16 protein-coding genes are annotated in these 18944 nt (G+C 52.0%); 11 read left to right on the forward strand and 5 right to left on the reverse strand.

Annotated features, from left to right (window positions below):
• Positions 1-252: 252 nt before the first annotated feature.
• The 5 genes from PBOR_RS04105 (at position 253) to PBOR_RS04125 (ending at position 6116) form a co-directional block, all read left to right on the forward strand.
• Positions 253-1998, forward strand: coding sequence for a peptide-binding protein (locus PBOR_RS04105; RefSeq protein WP_042210602.1), 1746 nt, complete (start codon positions 253-255; stop codon positions 1996-1998).
• A gap of 122 nt (positions 1999-2120) precedes the next feature.
• Entirely contained in the window at positions 2121-3092 is a 972-nt protein-coding gene (locus tag PBOR_RS04110) for an ABC transporter permease (RefSeq protein ID WP_042210603.1), read from the forward strand.
• A gap of 59 nt (positions 3093-3151) precedes the next feature.
• A complete protein-coding gene (locus PBOR_RS04115) occupies positions 3152-4111 on the forward strand; it encodes an ABC transporter permease (protein WP_042218889.1) in 960 nt (319 codons plus the stop codon).
• A complete protein-coding gene (locus tag PBOR_RS04120) occupies positions 4078-5094 on the forward strand; it encodes an ABC transporter ATP-binding protein (protein WP_042210604.1) in 1017 nt (338 codons plus the stop codon). Before PBOR_RS04115 ends, PBOR_RS04120 begins: the two co-directional genes overlap by 34 nt.
• The gene (locus PBOR_RS04125; protein WP_042210605.1) at positions 5091-6116 is read left to right on the forward strand and encodes an ABC transporter ATP-binding protein; all 1026 of its coding nucleotides are present in this window, start codon (positions 5091-5093) and stop codon (positions 6114-6116) included. The genes PBOR_RS04120 and PBOR_RS04125 overlap by 4 nt, the downstream gene beginning before the upstream one ends.
• A gap of 98 nt (positions 6117-6214) precedes the next feature.
• On the opposite strand, the gene PBOR_RS04130 is transcribed toward PBOR_RS04125, so the two are convergent.
• Positions 6215-6862, reverse strand: coding sequence for a TetR/AcrR family transcriptional regulator (locus tag PBOR_RS04130; RefSeq protein WP_042210606.1), 648 nt, complete (start codon positions 6860-6862; stop codon positions 6215-6217).
• 173 nt (positions 6863-7035) lie between these two features.
• Between PBOR_RS04130 and PBOR_RS04135 the strand changes: the two genes are divergently transcribed.
• From PBOR_RS04135 to PBOR_RS04145, 3 genes are all read left to right on the forward strand, one after another.
• Positions 7036-7788, forward strand: a complete 753-nt coding sequence (locus PBOR_RS04135) for an SDR family NAD(P)-dependent oxidoreductase (protein ID WP_042210607.1) — start codon at positions 7036-7038, stop codon at positions 7786-7788.
• Between the two features lie 139 nt (positions 7789-7927).
• Entirely contained in the window at positions 7928-9379 is a 1452-nt protein-coding gene (locus PBOR_RS04140) for a hypothetical protein (protein ID WP_042210608.1), read from the forward strand.
• Positions 9380-9402: 23 nt separating this feature from the next.
• The gene (locus tag PBOR_RS04145) at positions 9403-10056 is read left to right on the forward strand and encodes a M48 family metallopeptidase (protein ID WP_042218890.1); all 654 of its coding nucleotides are present in this window, start codon (positions 9403-9405) and stop codon (positions 10054-10056) included.
• Positions 10057-10076: 20 nt separating this feature from the next.
• On the opposite strand, the gene PBOR_RS04150 is transcribed toward PBOR_RS04145, so the two are convergent.
• Genes PBOR_RS04150 through PBOR_RS04165 form a run of 4 tightly spaced genes read right to left on the reverse strand, consistent with a single transcriptional unit; the run spans position 10077 to position 15000 of the window.
• Positions 10077-10955 carry a GNAT family N-acetyltransferase gene (locus PBOR_RS04150; RefSeq protein WP_042210609.1) on the reverse strand — a complete coding sequence of 293 codons (879 nt, stop codon included), beginning with the start codon at positions 10953-10955 and terminating at the stop codon, positions 10077-10079.
• Positions 10955-11539 carry a GNAT family N-acetyltransferase gene (locus PBOR_RS04155; RefSeq protein ID WP_042210610.1) on the reverse strand — a complete coding sequence of 195 codons (585 nt, stop codon included), beginning with the start codon at positions 11537-11539 and terminating at the stop codon, positions 10955-10957. Before PBOR_RS04155 ends, PBOR_RS04150 begins: the two co-directional genes overlap by 1 nt.
• A 52-nt stretch (positions 11540-11591) precedes the next feature.
• Positions 11592-13238 carry a response regulator transcription factor gene (locus PBOR_RS04160; protein WP_042210611.1) on the reverse strand — a complete coding sequence of 549 codons (1647 nt, stop codon included), beginning with the start codon at positions 13236-13238 and terminating at the stop codon, positions 11592-11594.
• A 25-nt stretch (positions 13239-13263) separates the two neighbouring features.
• Positions 13264-15000, reverse strand: a complete 1737-nt coding sequence (locus PBOR_RS04165; RefSeq protein ID WP_042210612.1) for a sensor histidine kinase — start codon at positions 14998-15000, stop codon at positions 13264-13266.
• A 164-nt stretch (positions 15001-15164) separates the two neighbouring features.
• Between PBOR_RS04165 and PBOR_RS04170 the strand changes: the two genes are divergently transcribed.
• The 3 genes from PBOR_RS04170 to PBOR_RS04180 all read left to right on the forward strand — a co-directional run bounded on the left by PBOR_RS04170 (position 15165) and on the right by PBOR_RS04180 (position 18917).
• Positions 15165-16115 carry an ABC transporter permease gene (locus PBOR_RS04170; RefSeq protein WP_081971902.1) on the forward strand — a complete coding sequence of 317 codons (951 nt, stop codon included), beginning with the start codon at positions 15165-15167 and terminating at the stop codon, positions 16113-16115.
• 14 nt (positions 16116-16129) lie between these two features.
• Positions 16130-17008, forward strand: coding sequence for a carbohydrate ABC transporter permease (locus PBOR_RS04175; protein ID WP_042210613.1), 879 nt, complete (start codon positions 16130-16132; stop codon positions 17006-17008).
• A gap of 136 nt (positions 17009-17144) precedes the next feature.
• The gene (locus tag PBOR_RS04180; RefSeq protein ID WP_042210614.1) at positions 17145-18917 is read left to right on the forward strand and encodes an extracellular solute-binding protein; all 1773 of its coding nucleotides are present in this window, start codon (positions 17145-17147) and stop codon (positions 18915-18917) included.
• Positions 18918-18944 lie beyond the last annotated feature (27 nt).

Here is an 18944-nt window from a genome sequence, read left to right on the forward strand (position 1 = left end):
TAAGACTCCCATCCGGGAAAATTGCCCCTGCCTCTAATTGACCTTCGGTCTATTCGACTCATGAATGTCATTTGTATTGCATGTTATGTTATGTTACATGTGCTGCAGATGTCAGCTTGATTAGTACGGCAGGTACAAAATCATCCAGAACATCCCAGTCTCCCGAGAAGCTTTGAAGAGAAGGTGGCGAACCGGAACTATGGCTCCGGGCAACGCCCGCTACACGCACTTAACTAAGGAGGAGTAAAAGGAATGGCGAAAAAGAGAAAATGGTGGTCTAGTTTATTAGTTGTATCGTTGGTAGGGGTTCTATTCACGGGTTGCAGCACCAATAACACTGCGAGTTCTCCAACTAATGCTCCTGCAGCAACGGCTGCCCCGGCAGAGAGTACGGCCCCTGATGCTACTGAAGCGCCTGCGGCTGACGCACCCGTTGACGGCGGAACTCTCGTTACAAGCACATTCTCCGATATTGTTAATCTTAACCCTCTCTTAATCAATGATACCTCTTCAGGCGATGTAGCCCAATTCGTCTTCGCCAAGCTGTATAACCTGGACCGCGAAGGCAATGTACAGGCAGAGGATTGGTCTCTGGCTGCCGAGCTTCCTGAAATCTCCGAAGATGGTCTGACTTATACGGTTAAATTGAAGGATACTCCCAAATGGAGTGACGGCCAGCCGATCACTGCGGATGATGTAATTTATACCATTGAAACCGGCAAAAACCCGGAAACGGGTTCACCGCTGATCAGCCAATATGACAAAGTGAAAACGGTGGAGAAGATCGATGACCATACCGTGAAATTCACATTGTCCCAAATTTATGCTCCATTCCTGTATGCGCTGGTTCAAGAAATTGTTCCTGCTCATATTCTCAAGGATGTAAAGCCGACTGAAATTCAAACCAATGCCTATGGAACGGACCCGGCCAAGACCGTAACCAGCGGACCATGGAAATGGACAGCCTGGAAACAAGGCGAAAGTCACACCCTTGATGCTGATCCGAACTACTGGGGTACTGTTAAGCCTCATATTGCTCAAATCGTCTACAAAATCTACGCAGACCAGAACACTGAAGTTCAGGCTATCATGAAGGGCGACACTGACCATATCAGTGCGATTCCGGTAACGCAGGTTGAAGCTGTCAAGGCTGACGGCGACATCGATATTATTCAGAAGCCGGGAGCACAGTATGAATATGTAATGTTTAACTTCGACGGCAAGAACTTCCCGGATAACTACGGCCTGTTCGCAGGACAGAAGACCAGACAGGCAATTGCCCATGCACTGAACCGTCAAGGTATGGTAGACAACATCCTTAAAGGCGTAGGCGCCCTGATGAATGCACCATTCCTTCCGGACACTTGGGCTGACCCGGGTGAAGCCGCTGTGAACTATGATTATAACGCCGAAACCGCCAAGAAGCTTCTGGCAGAAGACGGTTGGGTTGCTGATCCTAAAGACGGTATTCTCGTCAAAGACGGACACCGCTTCTCCTTCGAACTGCAATACAATGCCGGCAACAGCCGCCGCGAGCAAGTCGCTGCTGTTATCCAGCAGAACCTGAAGGATGTTGGGATTGAAGTAACGCCTAAGGCGATTGACTTTGCAGCTTGGATTGACCAGAACGTAACACCGGGTAAATTCCAGGCCCTGCTGCTGGCTTGGTCCCTGAATACACCGGATCCGGATGCAGAGAGCATTTTCTCCTCGAAATACTTCCCGCCAGCTGGACAGAACAGCGGCTGGTATAAGAATGAGAAGCTGGATCAGCTGTGGGTTGATGGTTATTCCACTGTTGACCAGGCTGAACGTAAAGAAATCTACAAAGAAGTAGGTAAAGAAATTTCCACGGATCTTCCTTATGTATTCCTGTATCAATATGGTCAGGCTATCGGAACAGGACCTAGAGTACACTGGGCAGAGGAGGATGCTCCTGAGCCGTCACTGGGCTACGGACAATTCTTCCATGCTATTAAATGGTGGGTAACCGACTAACGAACCGACTAACTGAATAGATTTGCGGGAGGTGAAAGAGAGTTCTCTTTCACCTCCCCCTTTTGTATGAATGGGGGAGCCTTCCGTAATCTATCGCCTTACCATCTCTAGGAGGATAGCCCATGACAGAATATCTGATACGTCGAGTGCTTCAATCGGTATTGGTCATCTTTCTGATCACCATACTAACTTTTCTACTCATCCACGCTGCTCCGGGCGGACCGACTCAAGTGATGCTCTCTCCGGGACTCACGCCGGAAATATTCGAGCAGCAAGCCAAGAACCTTGGACTGGACCAGCCTATTCCCGTACAGTATGTCCGGTGGATCGGCGACCTGCTGCAAGGGGACTTGGGTTACACTTTTAAGAACCATATTGCAGTATCCGATCTTCTCTGGCCGCGTATTGGCAACACCGTGATTCTGATGGGTGCGGCTTGGCTGGTATCGCTGCTGATCGCAATCCCCTGGGGAATCTATAACAGTACCAAAGTATATGGTTTATCTGACCAGACGGCTTCCTTTATTTCTTATTTAGGCTTTGCCATGCCGACCTTCTGGTTCGGAATTCTCCTCCAGCAGTGGCTGTCACTGAAGCTGGACTGGTTTCCGTTGTCGGACATGTATACAAGAGGTAAAGAAGGCGATATAGGCGATTTGTTCATGCATCTGGTGCTGCCGATAACAGTGTTGGCACTTGGTTTCCTGGCCTCTTATATGAAATATGCGCGGGCAAGTATGCTGGAAGTGCTTGATCAGGATTATATCCGCACAGCACGTGCCAAAGGCGTCAAAGAACGCAAGGTGGTCTTCCGCCATGCGCTGCGTAATGCGCTGATTCCAATTATTACAATACTTGGCCTTGATCTTCCCATACTAGTGGGAGGGGCCGCATTAACTGAGAATGTATTCAACTGGCCGGGAATGGGCCGTTGGTTTGTAGAGATGGCAGGTGCACGCGAATATTCGGCACTGATGGCTGTTACTATAGTGACGGCTGTTATAGTCGTTATCGGCAATCTCCTCGCAGATATACTGTATGCCGTAGTTGATCCCCGGGTGAAGCTCGGTAAGCAAGGAGGCAAGACAGCATGAGTACAGAGAATACTGAGCTTACCAAGGGGATTGTCTCCAAGCCGCTGGGAACACCGGATATGAGTCCGGTGCCCGGAGGCACAGACCCGGAGATTCCGGTAGTGGATTCCAGACGGCCGCCAGGTCCCTGGAGAGTGTTATGGAAGAAATTCTCACGCAATCCGTTCGCGATGGGCGGTTTGATAGTACTGATTATATTTATACTGCTCGGGGTCTTCGCTCCTTACCTGACCCAATATAAACCGGAAACGATTGATCTGATGTTCGCCAATCTGAAGCCGGGGGCTGAAGGGCATCCTATGGGCACAGACGAGCTGGGCCGCGATATTCTCAGCAGACTGCTGTACAGTGCGCGTGTCTCGCTCCTCATCGGGTTTTCCGTTGCGTTTGTTTCCGTAGTGGTCGGATCGGTTATCGGGGCGATTTCAGGATATTTCGGCGGGTTTGTAGATACGGTATTCATGCGTATTGTAGACGTGATGAACTCTGTTCCGACCCTGTTTCTGAACATCCTGATTATGGCGCTGTTCGGCACACAGATTAAATACATGATTCTTATTCTGGCATTTACCAGCTGGATGAGTATTGCCCGGCTTGTCCGGGGGACCTTCCTGCAGCTGCGTGAAATGCAGTATGTAGAGGCGGCCAGGGCGATTGGGGTATCCAGCTGGGGGATCATTTTCCGGCATCTGCTCCGTAATGCAAGCTTCCCGATTATCGTAAATGCGACTCTGATGGTCGGCGGTGCGATTCTGAGTGAATCTGCGTTGTCGTATCTGGGCCTCGGCATTCAGGCACCGGCCACAAGCTGGGGGCTGATGCTCAGCAACGCTCAGGAATTCATGCTTGTAGATCCGATGCAGGCGGTGTATCCAGGTCTCTGTATCCTGCTCGTAGTACTCGCGGTTAACTTTATCGGCGACGGCATCCGGGATGCGCTAGATCCCAGACAGCAAGTGACCAAATCCCGGAGGAGGCTGGAACAATGGCGGAAAAACTACTCGAAATCCGGAAGCTGACCGCCGGCTTTGCGGCAGAGAAGGGGCTGCTCAAAGCAACCGACGGTATCTCCATTTCTATTGATAAAGGGCAGACAGTTTGTATTGTCGGTGAATCCGGCAGTGGTAAAAGTGTGACCTCACTCGCAATCATGCGTTTGATTGATTATGCCGGAGGGATGATTCTCGAAGGCCATATTGATTTTCACGGCCAGGATTTGGCGGCGAAGAGCCAGGAAGAGATGCGGAAAATCCGCGGCAATCAGATTGCGATGATCTTTCAGGACCCGATGTCTTCGCTGAATCCGGTATTTACAGTAGGGGAACAGATTGCGGAGAGCCTGCGGCTCCATCAGAACAAGAGCGATGCCGAAGCCATGAAGATGGCGGTTGATCTGATCAAGTTAGTTGGTATCCCAGCTCCGGAGATCCGTGCCAAGCAGTATCCGCATGAGCTCTCCGGCGGGATGTGTCAGCGTGTGGTAATCGCCATCGCTCTGGCTTGCAAACCTGAACTGCTGATCGCCGATGAGCCGACAACAGCGCTCGATGTAACTGTGCAGGCCCAGATTCTGGATCTGCTGCGCAAGCTTCAGTCTGAACTCGGGATGTCCATTCTGCTGATCACCCATGATATGGGCGTGGCGGCGGAGATGGCAGACCGCATCGCTGTAATGTATGCCGGAGCCATCGTGGAGGAGGGGACTGTAGAAGAGATCTTCGACCATCCCAGCCATCCGTATACGGTCGGATTGCTCCAGTCAATACCGGGGTTTGAAGGCGGACGGGGAGGCGAGCTGTATACCATCCGCGGGACGATTCCTCCGATTGGCCAGCTGCCATCCGGCTGCCGCTTTAATCCGCGCTGCCCTCATGCCATGGATATCTGCAGAAATCAGGAGCCGCCGGATTTCATGATCTCGGATGATCACCGTGCAGCCTGCTGGCTGTTCAAGGATAAGCCGGTTCAGGCGGATTACAGTAATGAGGTGAAACGCGCATGATGAAGGAAACTGTAACCAAACCGGTAAGAGAACATAAGCCTTCTTCAGAGATATTGCTTGAAGTTAAGGATGTGAAGAAATACTTCCCGATTACCAAAGGCCTGCTTAACCGTACTGTGGGACAGGTTAAGGCAGTGGATGGCGTCAATTTATCCATCCGCAAAGGTGAGACCTTCGGGCTGGTCGGTGAATCCGGCTGCGGCAAATCTACATTCGGCCGGGTACTGCTCCGGCTGCAGAGCGCAACCGGGGGAGAAGTGTTATTCAAGGGGAGGGACATCCATTCACTGAGCTCCGGTGATATGCGGAAGCTGCGGGAAGAAATGCAGATTATCTTCCAGGATCCGTTCGGCTCACTGAATCCGCGGTTCCTCGTTAAGGATATTATCGGAGAGCCGCTGCGCATTCACCGGAATATGTCGGGTAAGCAGATCGATACCCGGGTGGTAGAACTGATGGAGCTGGTGGGGCTGGATGCCAGCCGCCGGAACCGTTACCCGCATGAATTCTCCGGCGGACAACGCCAGCGGATCGGGATCGCGAGAGCGATTGCCCTCAATCCGCAGTTTATTGTTGCCGATGAAGCTGTATCCGCACTGGATGTATCGGTACAGTCCCAGGTAATTAACCTGCTCATGAAGCTGCAGAAGGAACTGGGACTAACGTTCCTGTTCATTGCGCACGGCCTTAATGTCGTCCGGCATATCTCGGACCGCGTCGGGGTGATGTATCTGGGCAAGCTGGTGGAGGTGGCTGAGACGGAGGAGCTGTTTGCAGCGCCGCTGCATCCTTACACTGCCGCCCTGCTCTCGGCGATTCCGAAGCCGACGCCAAGACGCAAGCAGGACCGCATTGTGCTGGAGGGGGATGTGCCATCCCCGGCCAATCCGCCGTCCGGCTGCCGGTTCCATACCCGCTGTCCGTTTGTTCAGGACAAATGCCGCCAGGTGGAGCCGCTGCTTGAAGAGGTGGTACCAGGCCGTCCGGTAGCCTGCCATTTCCCGTTGCTGCCTAAAGCGTAATTGTCAGGGAGTCCGATAAAGATGTCTCCATATGAAGGGGGTGACCCCGCAGCCATGTACAAACGGCTGCGGGGTCACCCCCTATTTTGGTGCCTCCGCTAGAAGACAGGCTTCAGATAATCGAGAAACACCCGCTTGAGGATATCCAGCTGGCGCTCTGTTGGAAGATCCGCTTCAAGCATGGGAATGTTCTTCTGCAGCGAGAGCTTCTTCGAGAAGATTCCGAATGTGTTAATTAATGTAGTTAAAGTATCCCGGGCCTCAAGATCAGAGCGGATGGAGCCGTCTTCGATGCCGTTCTGAATGATCCGGGAATAGACTTGTGAGATCTGCCGGGTTAGAGCATTGAAGTGATGAATATCCTCCAGCGGTTCCGGGAAATGGGCGGCGTAGCTTTCGAAGTCAACCATGAAGGTTGTGCTTAATTTATAGTGATCCTCAATGAAAAAATCGAATAATGCTTCAAGCTTGTCCAGGCATGGCACAGGCAATCCGGCCACATATTCAAACCGCTCCAGCATCGGCTCCAGCAGCCGGGTAGCAACCGCGACAATCAGCTTTTCTTTCTTGGGGAAATATCTGAACAGGGTAGCAATGCCGATATTCGCGTCAGTTGCAATATCCTGCATCGTGGTTTTCTCAATCCCCTTCTGATTAAATACGCGTTCTGCTGCTTCCAGAATCAGGGACAGGCGCTGCTGTTTGCCGTCAAGGCGTTCCTTCTCGTATCTTGTTTTGGGATCCATAAGAGCTTAAACCCTTTCACTATCGGTATTTGAACTACCAGTAGTATAGCTAGTGCTTATTCTTTAAGCAAGGAGGGTTTGAGTTTATCTGCACAAAGTGATATGATATATATCACAGTGATAGTAGAACTATCACCATATATTTTAACTCATATACCGAAGGGGATACAGCTATGAATCGACTTAAGGATAAGGTTGCTATTATTACCGGAGCCGGCAGCGGCATGGGGCGAGAAGAAGCTCTGTTGTTTGCGCGGGAAGGTGCTAAGGTTGCCGTTACCGATATTAATGAAGCTGCGCTGCAGGCTGTAGTGAAGGAAATTGAAGCTGATGGAGGTCAGGCTACAGCTTATGTGCATAATGTGGTCTCGGAAGAGCAATGGATCCATGTGATTGATGAAGTGATTAAGACTTACGGCAAAATCGACGTGCTGGTTAACAATGCGGGGATTTCGCTGGCAACCGGACTTCTCGATACAACCATGGAGCAGTGGAACAAGGTCATTAGCATTAACTTGACCAGCACCTTCCTTGGGATGAAATATGTGGTTCCGCATATGCAGGCTCATAACGGAGGCTCAATCGTCAATATTTCATCGATTGCCGGACTAACCGGAAGCAGCGGCGCAGGGGCTTATACAGCCTCCAAAGGCGGGGTCCGCATGCTGAGCAAAGCGGCGGCTGTTGATTTCGGTAAAGATAATATCCGGGTCAACTCGGTACATCCAGGATTTATCGAAACGCCGATGAGCGCTGAGTTCGTGAATGATGAACAAAGGCTGAAATGGTTCCTGTCCCAGACGGCGCTGCCGCGCGTCGGCCGTGCCTCCGAGGTGGCGGAAGCTGTGCTGTTCCTCGCTTCCGATGAATCGGCTTATATTACCGGTGTAGAACTGCCGGTAGACGGCGGTGTTACAGCGAAATAAGAGACCGAAGCCCGGGCTGCCGGGAGGGACGAACTTGAAATAGATGAAGAGGAGCGCTGCCGGTTTATGGGCAGCGCTCCTCTTTGCTTTTCACATCGCCGCAAACTAATTATTGTGTAAAAGCCACTTCTATAAGAAAATGAGAAAAAGACTGATTATTGTAATTCTAATCCTAATCAATGCCGCAATGGATGCGGAACCGGAGGCTATGGTGAAAAAGGTCGACAAAGCAGTTTCAGTTCTCTTTATTCTGATTATGATAGTGGCCGCATGGAGATGGGCGGTATCCGTACATACGTGGAGCCTGATGGGCACACTTGCTTCGCTAGTCTGTCTGGGGCTGTTTGTCTGGACAGGGCTGCGGGCCATTCCCGCTTTGACCGGATACATAAGTTCAGGGAATACGCAGGACCCGGTAACTATAGACAGTCTGCCTGAGGAGCGGCAGCGGATATGGTGGAAGATTGTGCTCTGGGTTGTGGCCAGCCGTGTGCTGCTCATCCTGATAGCCTATGTATTCTGGATGCTTAAAGACGGGGGATCCGGAAGCTTATTCTCCCGCTTTATCGATACCTGGCATATCCGCGGAATAGATGCTATGTCTTACCTGGGTATCGCTGAGCACGGGTATGTCACGGAAGGAGACTCACGGTTCCACATTGTGTTCCTGCCTTTATTTCCGGTCGTCATTAAGCTGGCGCAGTTTTTCACAGGCAATTATATGGTTGCCGGCTTTGTTGCCGCTAACCTTTGCACCCTTGCTGCGGCGTTATTCGCTTATGAGCTTGCCAGGCTGGACATGGGACGCAGCAATGCCCTGCGGGTCGTGAAGTATATTTTCATCTTTCCTTCGGCGTTCTTCTTCTTTATCCCCATGACGGAGGCGCTGTTCCTGCTGCTCTCCCTGATGGCATTATATTATGTGCGCCAGAAGCGCTGGCTGCTCGGCTGCCTCTGTGCGGCGCTGGCCGGCTTCACCCGTTCTCCGGGGATTCTGCTGGCAGTACCGGTTGCCGTGGAATTTGCCCGGGACCTGGCTGCAGGCTACAGGCAGATGGAGCGGAAGGCTTTTACCAACAGAGTAATCAAAGCAGTGCTCTCTCTTGCTACAGTCTCCTTCGGTCTGCTGGCCTATCTCTATATCAATTACAATGTTACGGGCAACGCGTTCCAGTTCAGTATTTATCAGCGGGAACACTGGTCGCAGCAGTTCTACTTCTTTTTCGATACCGTGAGATATCAGATGGAATATGCCGTGAATACCTTCAAGGATGCGGACTACCGTTCGTTCCTGGGGCTGTGGCTGCCGAATTTGCTCAGTATCTTCCTGGTGCTCTTCATGATGTTCAAAAGCGCGAAGAAGCTTCAACCTGCTTACATGGCGTATCTGATCGTCTATTTCGTCTACGTTGTAGGTCCGACGTGGCTGCTGTCCGCTCCGCGTTATTTCGCCGTGGCTTTTCCGCTGGCCTTCGCGGCAGTGCTGCTGACCAAGGATAGTAAAAGAAAGGATATCGCGCTTACCTCAATATTCATTGCGGGTAGTCTGCTGTATCTGGCAGTGTTTGTATCCGGGTATCCGGTGTATTAGAAATTACAGAAATGATGGTGGCTATGCAGATTCAGCTCGAAGATCAGATGATTACGCTCCATGTTCAATATGCCAAGCGCAAGAAGATGTCCGTTCAGATTGACGGATCAGATCTCATTACCGTTAAGGTGCCTACAGGAACAAGTGAAGAGAGTATCCGCAGTGCGTTGGAAGGCCTTGGCCCCAAGATTCTGGAGAAGCTGCGCAGTAATGCGGCGGCCCGGCAGGTGCCGAAGGTCAAGGAGTATCAGGGGGAAGAGACATATCTGTATCTGGGGAAGGAATACGCGCTGCATGAGCTGATTACGACCGGTGATATGGATGCGGAGGCGCTGAAGCTTGCGTTGAAGAAGTTTTATTTCAATAGTCTGAAAAAAATTGTTGCGGAGCGCATCACCCGTTATGGGGCCCAGCTGAAGGTGAAGCCTAAGAGCGTCGAGATAGTGGAATCGCGGACCAAGTGGGGGAGCTGCAGCTTCGATAAAAAACTGACGTTCAACTACCGCCTTGCCATGGCGCCGCCTGAGGTGATCGACTATGTCATTATTCATGAGCTGTGTCATCTGCTGCATATGAATCATGACCGTTCCTTCTGGCGCCGCCTGGGAAGTGTGATGCCGGACTACAAAGAGAAGGAAGCTTATCTGGCCCGGCAGGGGCAGTTCATGACACTCTGAATGCTATAAGAGTCCTGCGTTTAAGCGATGGATGTTGCCGGAAGCTTGACGTTCGCAGGGTACTGCAGGCTGCTCTGATTCCGCACAAATAAACCGCTAGGGCAGCTGGTGCTTACCAGCTCAAGGTCATCATCACCGGGCGTGAAGTGGAAGACTATAGTCTCCGTAGCGCTGTCGGCAAGCTTCATTGCGGTTTCGCGGACGGCGACGGGCTTCGTGCTGATCAGATCGTAAATCTCTAACCGGCCGCTCTCCTGCTGGCAGATGGCGATGACATCCTCATTCTCCAGGTAATATATATTGCCGCTGAAGACGTTCAGACAGTAGAACATCAGCAGTCCGTCGGCGCCGCTCACGCCAAAGCGTTCAGATACCGGCAGCCGCTGGGCTGCGAAGGCGGAAACCAGGCTCAGATCACGACTTATGGACAGATCCAGCTTGCGGGTTGCCGCAGACCGGGCAGATCCGGCTGAAGCGGGAGGGCAGTTCATAGAGAAGATCTGCTCTTCCACGGGCTGGAATCCGAACTTTGGATAGAAGTCCAGTACTGTATCATTGGCAAAAAGATACATGAACTCACACTGTGTTCCGTAATCCTCCAGCACTTTGTTCATCAGCCGGGCTGACAGGCCTTGTCCCCGATAGTCAGGATGACTCATCACCGTTCCGAGCTGTACGGTGCGGAATTTCACACCATTAATAATCAGCTCAAGCAGGTTAACCGAGACATTCGCAATGACCTGATCCCCCTCAGTGTAAGAATAAGGAATGTACCTTTCATTCCAGAATCCTGCCTCATACCAGTGCTCCAGCTGTAGTCCGAATGTATCTTCGGCCAGCCTGAAGAAACTTCGCCTTAACGCGTCGTTATGTTTATAATCCTTCATAAATTCAACCATTAATAATCAGCTCCACGGACTTTTGAATAAATCATAGTGTCTCTTAAGGCACCCTGTACATCCAGTTTGTCATTGCGCAGAATGCCTTCCAGGGTGAAGCCTGCACGTTCAGCCACCCGCGCACTCTGTGTATTGCGGGAATCGCAGCGGATCTCCAGCCGGTTAGCCTGCAGCTCCTGTACGGCAAAATCGGTAATGGCAGCCACTGCTTCTGTGATATAACCTTGTCCGGCGCAGGAGGTGCGCACCCAATAGCCGATTTCGAATTTCCGCACCTGCCAGTCGATCCGGTGCAGGCCGCTGCTGCCGACCAGCTGTCCGGTCTCCTTGTGCACGAGCAGCAGCCGAATATCGCTGCGGTCCAGAAATTGCAGCCGTGATTTCCGGATGGAAGCTTCGGATTCCTCCACGGACGGGATATGCTGTGCCCAAGGCATCCAGGGGCTTAATTCGGCTGTGCTCTCCCGGACAGCTTCATTTACGGCGGCGCCGTCTCCCCATAGAGCGGCGCGGATCAGCAGGCGGCTGCTCTTCAAGCTCTCCGGCATGGAGATAAGGATCGGGTCAATCGGATGAATAGGCATAAGCTCAGCTCCTAGTAAGAGTACCGGGCAATGTGTATATATGGTTAAATGCTCACAATCCCAGTTTGTTGCGGTATTCCTGCGGTGTCATGCCGTAATGCTTCTTGAAGAGCTGGATGAAATAGCTTGGCTTCTGATAGCCGAGCAGGACAGAGATCTCATAGATTTTGTCCGGTGACTGGGCCAGCAGCAGAATGGCCTTCTCCATACGGACCCGGAGTATGTATTCGCTGATTCCTTCTCCGGTCTCCAGCTTGTATATCTTGGAGAGGTAGGAGGGGTTCAGATATACGCTGGAGGATATGGTCTGCAGCGAAGCTGTGCCGGGATTATGCGCTATATAGTCCTGCACTTTACGGATAATGGAGGAGCGGGAATCCTTCTCCACACTGCTGACCGAGAGCCGGTAGCTGGAAATTACGCGTTCACTCCAGCTGCGCAGCTCGCTGACTGTCTGCATGGGCGGTCCGCCGGCTACCGTGTAGAAATCATCACCAATCGTATCGGCCAGCCACTTCTTCGTGCGGTGGATGAGCGAGGCGATAGAAGATGCGATGGCGAAATAGGTCTCTAGGATATGCTCCTGTGAGTCCCGCCATTCCTCATCAAGCTCATTAAGGATAGCCCCCAGTTTCCCGTCAGCAGCTTCCCATTGGCCCATTTCCAGCAATGCGCCGAGTGTGGGCGAACGGTAGAGCTCGCTGAGCTGCTGCATTTCACCGCGTTCCGGCTCCTGGGCCAGCGAAACGAACAGCTCGGTATCCCTGCCGATGAAGTGCCGGAAGCTGGCCAGAGAGGATTGGTACAAGGTTCCCAGCTCTTCAGGGAATTGCCCGCGTTTGCTCGTCAGAACCGAGATGCCGATCTTCAGGTAGGATTTGGCGGCACGCTGAAGCTGGAAGGCCTGGGTTTCAATCCAGGCATCCAGATCCTCTTTTTCGGCTTTGGAGGATGCTGCCGGCCCGTCAAAGTAAGGTTTGGGTGACAGTATACATACGATGTAACCATGTATATCTGTGCAATTCCATAGCCACATCCGGTCGCTGAACAGCTCGGCGGCAATATTGGTCAGCGCGTATTCAATAAGCGTCTCACCGCCCGGATCGTACATGCCCTCTGTATCGTCAATCCGCAGCAGCATCATGCTGCAGTCTGCTCCCCGGGGAATCTGGACTTCGTACATTTCAAGCTTCCTGGCAAGCGGACCTGCGGAGGGAGGCTGCTTGCCGTTAATCAAATCCAACAGCAGATATTCCCTAAGCTTGGGCAGCTGCTCCCGCAGTGCATAAATAGCTTTCTGCGTAGAGGTAATTTCCTGCCATTCCCGTTCGAGCTCGTCCAGTGCCCGGCGTACAGCCTCCATCAGTTCAGCATCCTCGACCGGCTTGAGCAGGTAGTCGCTGGATCTCAGCTTCAGTGCCTGCTTGGTATACTCGAAATCCGCATATCCGGTCAGCAGAATGCACTTGATGTGCTTCCAGTTCCGCTTGATTTCGGCAATCAGATCAAGCCCTGACATTCCCGGCATCCGGATATCCGTCACTACAATATCGATGGAATGCTCATAGAGCAGCTCCAGCGCTTCCCGTCCGGAGTATGCTTTATGGACAACGCCGATTCCGATCTCACTCCAGGGGAGCATGTCGGCCAGATCATCCGCAAGGGCAGTTTGATCGTCAATAATTAGCAGCTGGTGCATTTCATGTTCCCCCTCGATAAATTGGCTATGAAGCAGCGGTGTTATAGTCCGCCTGCTTGGGCCAGTACAACTGGGCTTCAATGCCGCCCTGGGCGCGGCGGATGATGCGCAATCCGGCTTCAGGCCCGAACTGCAGCTGCATCCGCTGGCGTGTATTCCACAGCGCGCAGCCTTTGTCTTCCAGCGGCGGGATCACGATCTGCCGCTGCAGATCCGCGAGCTGCTCTTCCGTAAGCCCGATGCCGTCATCCTGCACGGTGATGATGTTGAAGCCCTCCGTTACGCAGGCGCTGACCCGGATGCTTCCGCAGCCTACCGGCTCAATGCCGTGCAGTACGGCATTCTCCACCAGCGGCTGGAGAATAAGGCGGGGCAGCTCCAGCTCGGCAAATGCCGCAGGAATATCGATCTCATATTTCAAATCCTGAACCTTGATTGCCTGGATGGCCAGGTAGCTGTTGACCAGCTCGATCTCCTCCCGCAGCCCTGCGGTCTGGCGGTCGGAATAGGTGGTGTAGCGGTAGTATTTGCTGAGATGCATCGACAGCTGCATCACCGTCTCCTTCTCTCCTAGCCGCGTCAGGCTGCGGATAAGAGTGAAGCAATTATAGAGGAAATGCGGGTTAATCTGCGACTGCAGCTGCTTCAGATTAGCGTCTCTCGAAGCAATCTGCTCCAGATAGACATTCTGAATCAGCTGTTCAATCTGCTTCGCCATATCGTTGAAGCTGACCAGCAGGAAGTGGAACTCATTGTTGGGGTGCAGGATATTCATCGTAGTATAATCCCCCCGTTTGACTCTGCGGACCCCGCGGATAAGCTCGCGGATGGGTACCTGCACGTTGTTGTACAGGAAATAGGCGGCGACTGTGCTGCCGATGAGCAGGAAGAAGATCGAGATATAGAACAGGTTGCGGTTCGCTGTGATCGGCCGGACGACATCCTGGATCGGCAAATAATCCACCAGATACAGCCCAAGCTCCGGCATCCACACGGAGCCGACAGCATATTCGCTACCGGAAAGAGAGAAGCGGGTAAACGGCGTTTTGACCAGATCGGGCAGATCCATCTGGCGGATCAGCTCGCCCTGCAGCGTTTCGTCGGCATCCATCGAACGGATAATATCTCCTGCAGAATTAATAAAGAACGGGTCGCCCTTACCGCCTTGCTTGAACCGGTCAAGCGCCTTGGTTAGATCCGTGACGGGAAAGCTTATCTCCACGATTAGTGACGCCTTGTCCAGCGGTGAGGAATAGGGCTCTGTAATATAGCGGACGAAGCGCGGCTGTTTACGGAAGTAGGCGGGTACATCCTCTGTATACCGCCAGACCCGTGTGAAATTCCGGTTGATCAAATCCACATCGTACTGGATAGAGGCATTGGATGACACGAAGGTCCGGGTATCCGGTGTGATAATGCTGAGTGTGGTATCCCAGGTGGAGGAAGCGATCAGCAGCCTCAGCTTCTCATCAATCCGCAGCTTTTCATTGGTCTGCTCGTACAGGGTCGCGATTTCAATAAACTCGAGATTGCGGACATTGATATCCTCGCTGATGGTCAGTCCGCTCTTGGACAGTTGGGCTGCCGTATTATCGGTCTGGGTAGCGAAAAAGGAAAGATCCTTATACATGGATTTCTCCACCTCGTCCGACACAACGCGGAGACTCGTCTGGTTGGAGAACCAGTAGAGTACGAGGATAGGAATCAGCAGCAGAAGGATGAGTCCGACAATTTTTGTAAACGTATTCATGCGTATGTTCATAACCCTGCAGCTCCTCCGTTTCGCGGAATGCAAGAAACAAAAAATGAGGCATCGTTCCAAAATTATAGGCGCAGACGGGGAAAATCGGTCATTGCTATACTTACTATTGCAGGATGACGGCGCAGATGTCAATCCTAAAAAAAGAGGTGGAGAGGATTTTGGGCATGGGAACAGTAGGGGAAGTAACCGGGATCGGCACACCGGTTAGGCGTAAGGGAATCAAAGGTTTTCTGAGACGGACATGGCCGCTGCATGTGATGCTGCTGCCTGCCGTGGTGCTGCAATTTATCTTCGGATACTTGCCGCTGGGCGGTCTGGTAATCGCATTCAAGGACTATAAACCTTACGATGGCATATGGGGCTCCAAGTGGGTCGGGCTGGACCATTTCAAATTTATGTTCGAGTATCCGGACAGCAAACAGGTCATTCTGAATACCACGCTGATCGCCGGACTTAAGATCATCTTTAATATTGTGGTGCCATTCTGCTTTGCGCTGCTGCTTAATGAGGTGCGGAGAAATTCGGTTAAACGGACGGTACAGACGCTGGTGTACCTGCCTTATTTTATCTCATGGGTATTCCTGGGCGGTATCTTGAACGATATGCTCTCAACCGATGGAATTATCAATATGCTGCTGCATAACTGGTTCGGCCTCGATCCGATCCTGTTCCTGGGAAGCGGCAACTGGTTCCGGTTCATTGTCGTTCTAACCGATGTATGGCAGCAGTTCGGCTTCGGAACAATCGTCTATCTGGCTGCACTCGCCGGCGTGAATCCGTCACTCTACGAAGCTGCAGAAGTGGACGGCGCGAACCGCTGGAGACAAACGCTGAGCATCACGATTCCTTCGCTTGCACCTATCGTTATTGTGGTCGGGACACTGGCGATCGGGAATATAATGAACGCCGGGTTTGACCAGATTTTCAATCTGTACAATCCGCTGGTTTACGACAAGGGCGACATTATCGATACATTCGTGTACCGCACGGGTATTCTAAACGGCCAGTACAGCTTTGGGACAGCAGTCGGCATTTTCAAATCACTTGTGGGCTTCGTGCTGATTGTCATTGGTTACCGGGTGGCGTACAAGCTGGCAGATTATAAAATATTCTAGGGAGGTGCGGACTCATGTATTACAAAACAACGGGGTACAGGCTGTTTACGGTTCTAAATTATTGCATTCTGCTGTTGGCCGGAATTCTCTGTATTCTGCCGATTATTCATATTCTTGCCATCAGCTTCAGCGCAAGCGCACCTGCCAATTCACATCTGGTCGGCTTGTGGCCGGTTGATTTCAACATCGAATCGTATACCAAGACGCTGAACAATCCGAATTTCTCGCGGGCGTTCGTCATCTCACTGGGGCGGACGGTGCTGGGAACATTCATGACCATGAGTGTCATTATCCTCGCAGGCTACGCTCTGTCCAAGGATGCGTCCGTATTCAAAAGCCGCAATATTTACGCCTGGTATTTTGTCTTCACAATGCTTTTTACCGGGGGGATGATTCCATCCTATATCGTTGTGCGCAACCTGCACCTGATGGACACCATCTGGGCGCTGGTGCTGCCGGGAGCCGTCCAGGTGTTCAATATGATCCTGCTGATGAACTTTTTCAAGGCAACGCCGAAGGAGATGGAAGAGGCCGCGCTGATTGATGGAGCAGGGCATTTCACCGTATTGTTCCGTGTATATCTGCCGCTTGCGATGCCATCCATTGCTACACTGTCACTGTTCTCCATTGTGGGCAACTGGAATGCCTGGTTCGACGGTCTGCTGTATATCAACAATTACCGCAACTATCCGCTGGCCACCTTCCTGCAGACCATCATTGTCCAGCAGGATTTCAGCAAGCTGAATCCGGATGTCAATGAACTGAAGAATATCTCGCAGCGGACGGTGAAGGCCGCCCAGATTTTTATCGGAATTCTGCCGGTGCTGATTGTCTATCCGTTCCTGCAGCGCTTTTTCGTGAAGGGTATCGTATTGGGGGCCATTAAAGAGTAACAGGCAAGAGGATAATATATTGGCATCGGGACCAAATTTAGGGCATTTCCTTAAATCGAAACCGGTTTTATAGTGAGTGTGTGAGGGGACAGTAAGCGCTCTCAATCAATTATACATGTAGGGGGACAAGATCAATATGCAACTCAAACGAGTGTCCAGCGTATTGCTGGTTTCGGCTCTGGCGTTCAGTGTAACGGCCTGTTCGGGTAACGGCAATAATGCCCAGAATGAGCCGGCTGCGACCAAAGCGGCTGCAGAGAGCACTAATGCAGGCGGCAATGCCAGTGCAACGAATGCAGCGGGCAATGTGGATGAAACGGGCTGGGATGGAAGCAAATATGTAGAGCCGATTACGCTTACGACCGTTAAGGGGATCGGAACGAACTATTTCTTCAAGAATGGCGAGACCATGGAGAACAATGTAATGCAAAGTTACATGAAAGATAACCTGGGCATCGATGTTAAATACGACTGGATCGTAACCGATACCAATGATGCCTACAAAACGAAGCTGCGCCTGATGCTCTCCTCGGGTGAAAAAATGCCGGATGTGATCACCTACCGCGGTGACATGGAAACCGTCAACATGCTGATTGATTCCGGTCAATTCATGGATATCGGTGACCTGTTCGATAAGTATGCCGGAGACAATTACAAGAAGGGCGTTGAGCTTAATGCCGACACCTGGCTCCCGGTAACCCGTGACGGCCAGCGGATGGCCCTTCCGGTTCTGGATTATGCCTACAATGACGACATGCTTCTCTGGCTGCGTCAGGACTGGATGGATAAGCTGGGCCTGCAGCCGCCGAAGACGCTGGCAGATTTCGAAGCGATTATGGATGCCTTCGTGAACAAAGATCCTGACGGCAACGGCAAGAAGGATACCCTCGGAATCGCAACAGGCTTCAAGAATACGTTCCTCGGCTGGATGGGTGATATCAGCTGGCTGTTCGGGGACTATGGTACACTGCCGGGCCAATGGAACAAATCGGCTGATGGTACCCTGACCTACGGTTCGATCGATCCGGGTGCCAAACAGGCGCTTGCCACACTGAAGACCTGGATGGATAAAGGCTATATCTCGAAGGATTCCGGGCTGAAGGATGAGAACGGGGCAGCCGAGCTGTTCACCAAGGGCCAGGCAGGAGCACTGGTAGGCCGTAACTGGATGCCTGACTGGCCGTTCGGCGATCTGCTGAACAACGTTCCAGGGGCGAAATACAAAGGTTATCCGCTTCCGGCCGGACCTGACGGCAAGATCGGCGCACAGAGCGGCAACCCTTCCGTTAACGGCTGGATGCTGATTAACAAGGATGCCAAGAACCCTGAGGCGCTGCTCCGCTACTATAACTTCTTCTTCGACAACTGGGCTAACCCTGAAAAGGGCAGCGAGTTCGAGAACGGCTTTGCTGAAGGTTACGACTGGGCTAAGCTGCCTGACGGCACCATCACCAAGGACCCGCAGAAATATCCGGATCTCTTCCCGGACTATGCGGACCGCACACACCTGGTTGAACCGATCTACTACACGCTGACCTTTGAGGGCGCACGCCAGCCGTCGCTGTATGCGGACACTATGAGTAAGCTGGCTAACGGCGAAGCTCCTGTGACGCCATATGAAATCCAATCGGCTGCGATCCGCAAGCCGGAGAATATTGAAGCGATGAAGATCGTCCTGGAACAGAAGGATATCCGCATGAAGAATTACTTCCAGGGACCGCTGACCGAAACGATGAAGCAGAAGAATGAGCTGCTGAACAAGCTGATCAATCAGACGTATTCCAAAATCATCTACGGCCAATCCCCTATCGATGAGTTTGACACGATGGTGGATAACTGGAAGAAATCAGGCGGCGATCAAATCACGAAGGAAGTTAATGACTGGTACAATTCTGCCAGCAGCAAATAAGCGGGAAGTAGTAAGAGGCACGGGCTA

The sequence above is a fragment of the Paenibacillus borealis genome, from assembly GCF_000758665.1.
Lineage (GTDB): Bacteria > Bacillota > Bacilli > Paenibacillales > Paenibacillaceae > Paenibacillus_AQ > Paenibacillus_AQ borealis.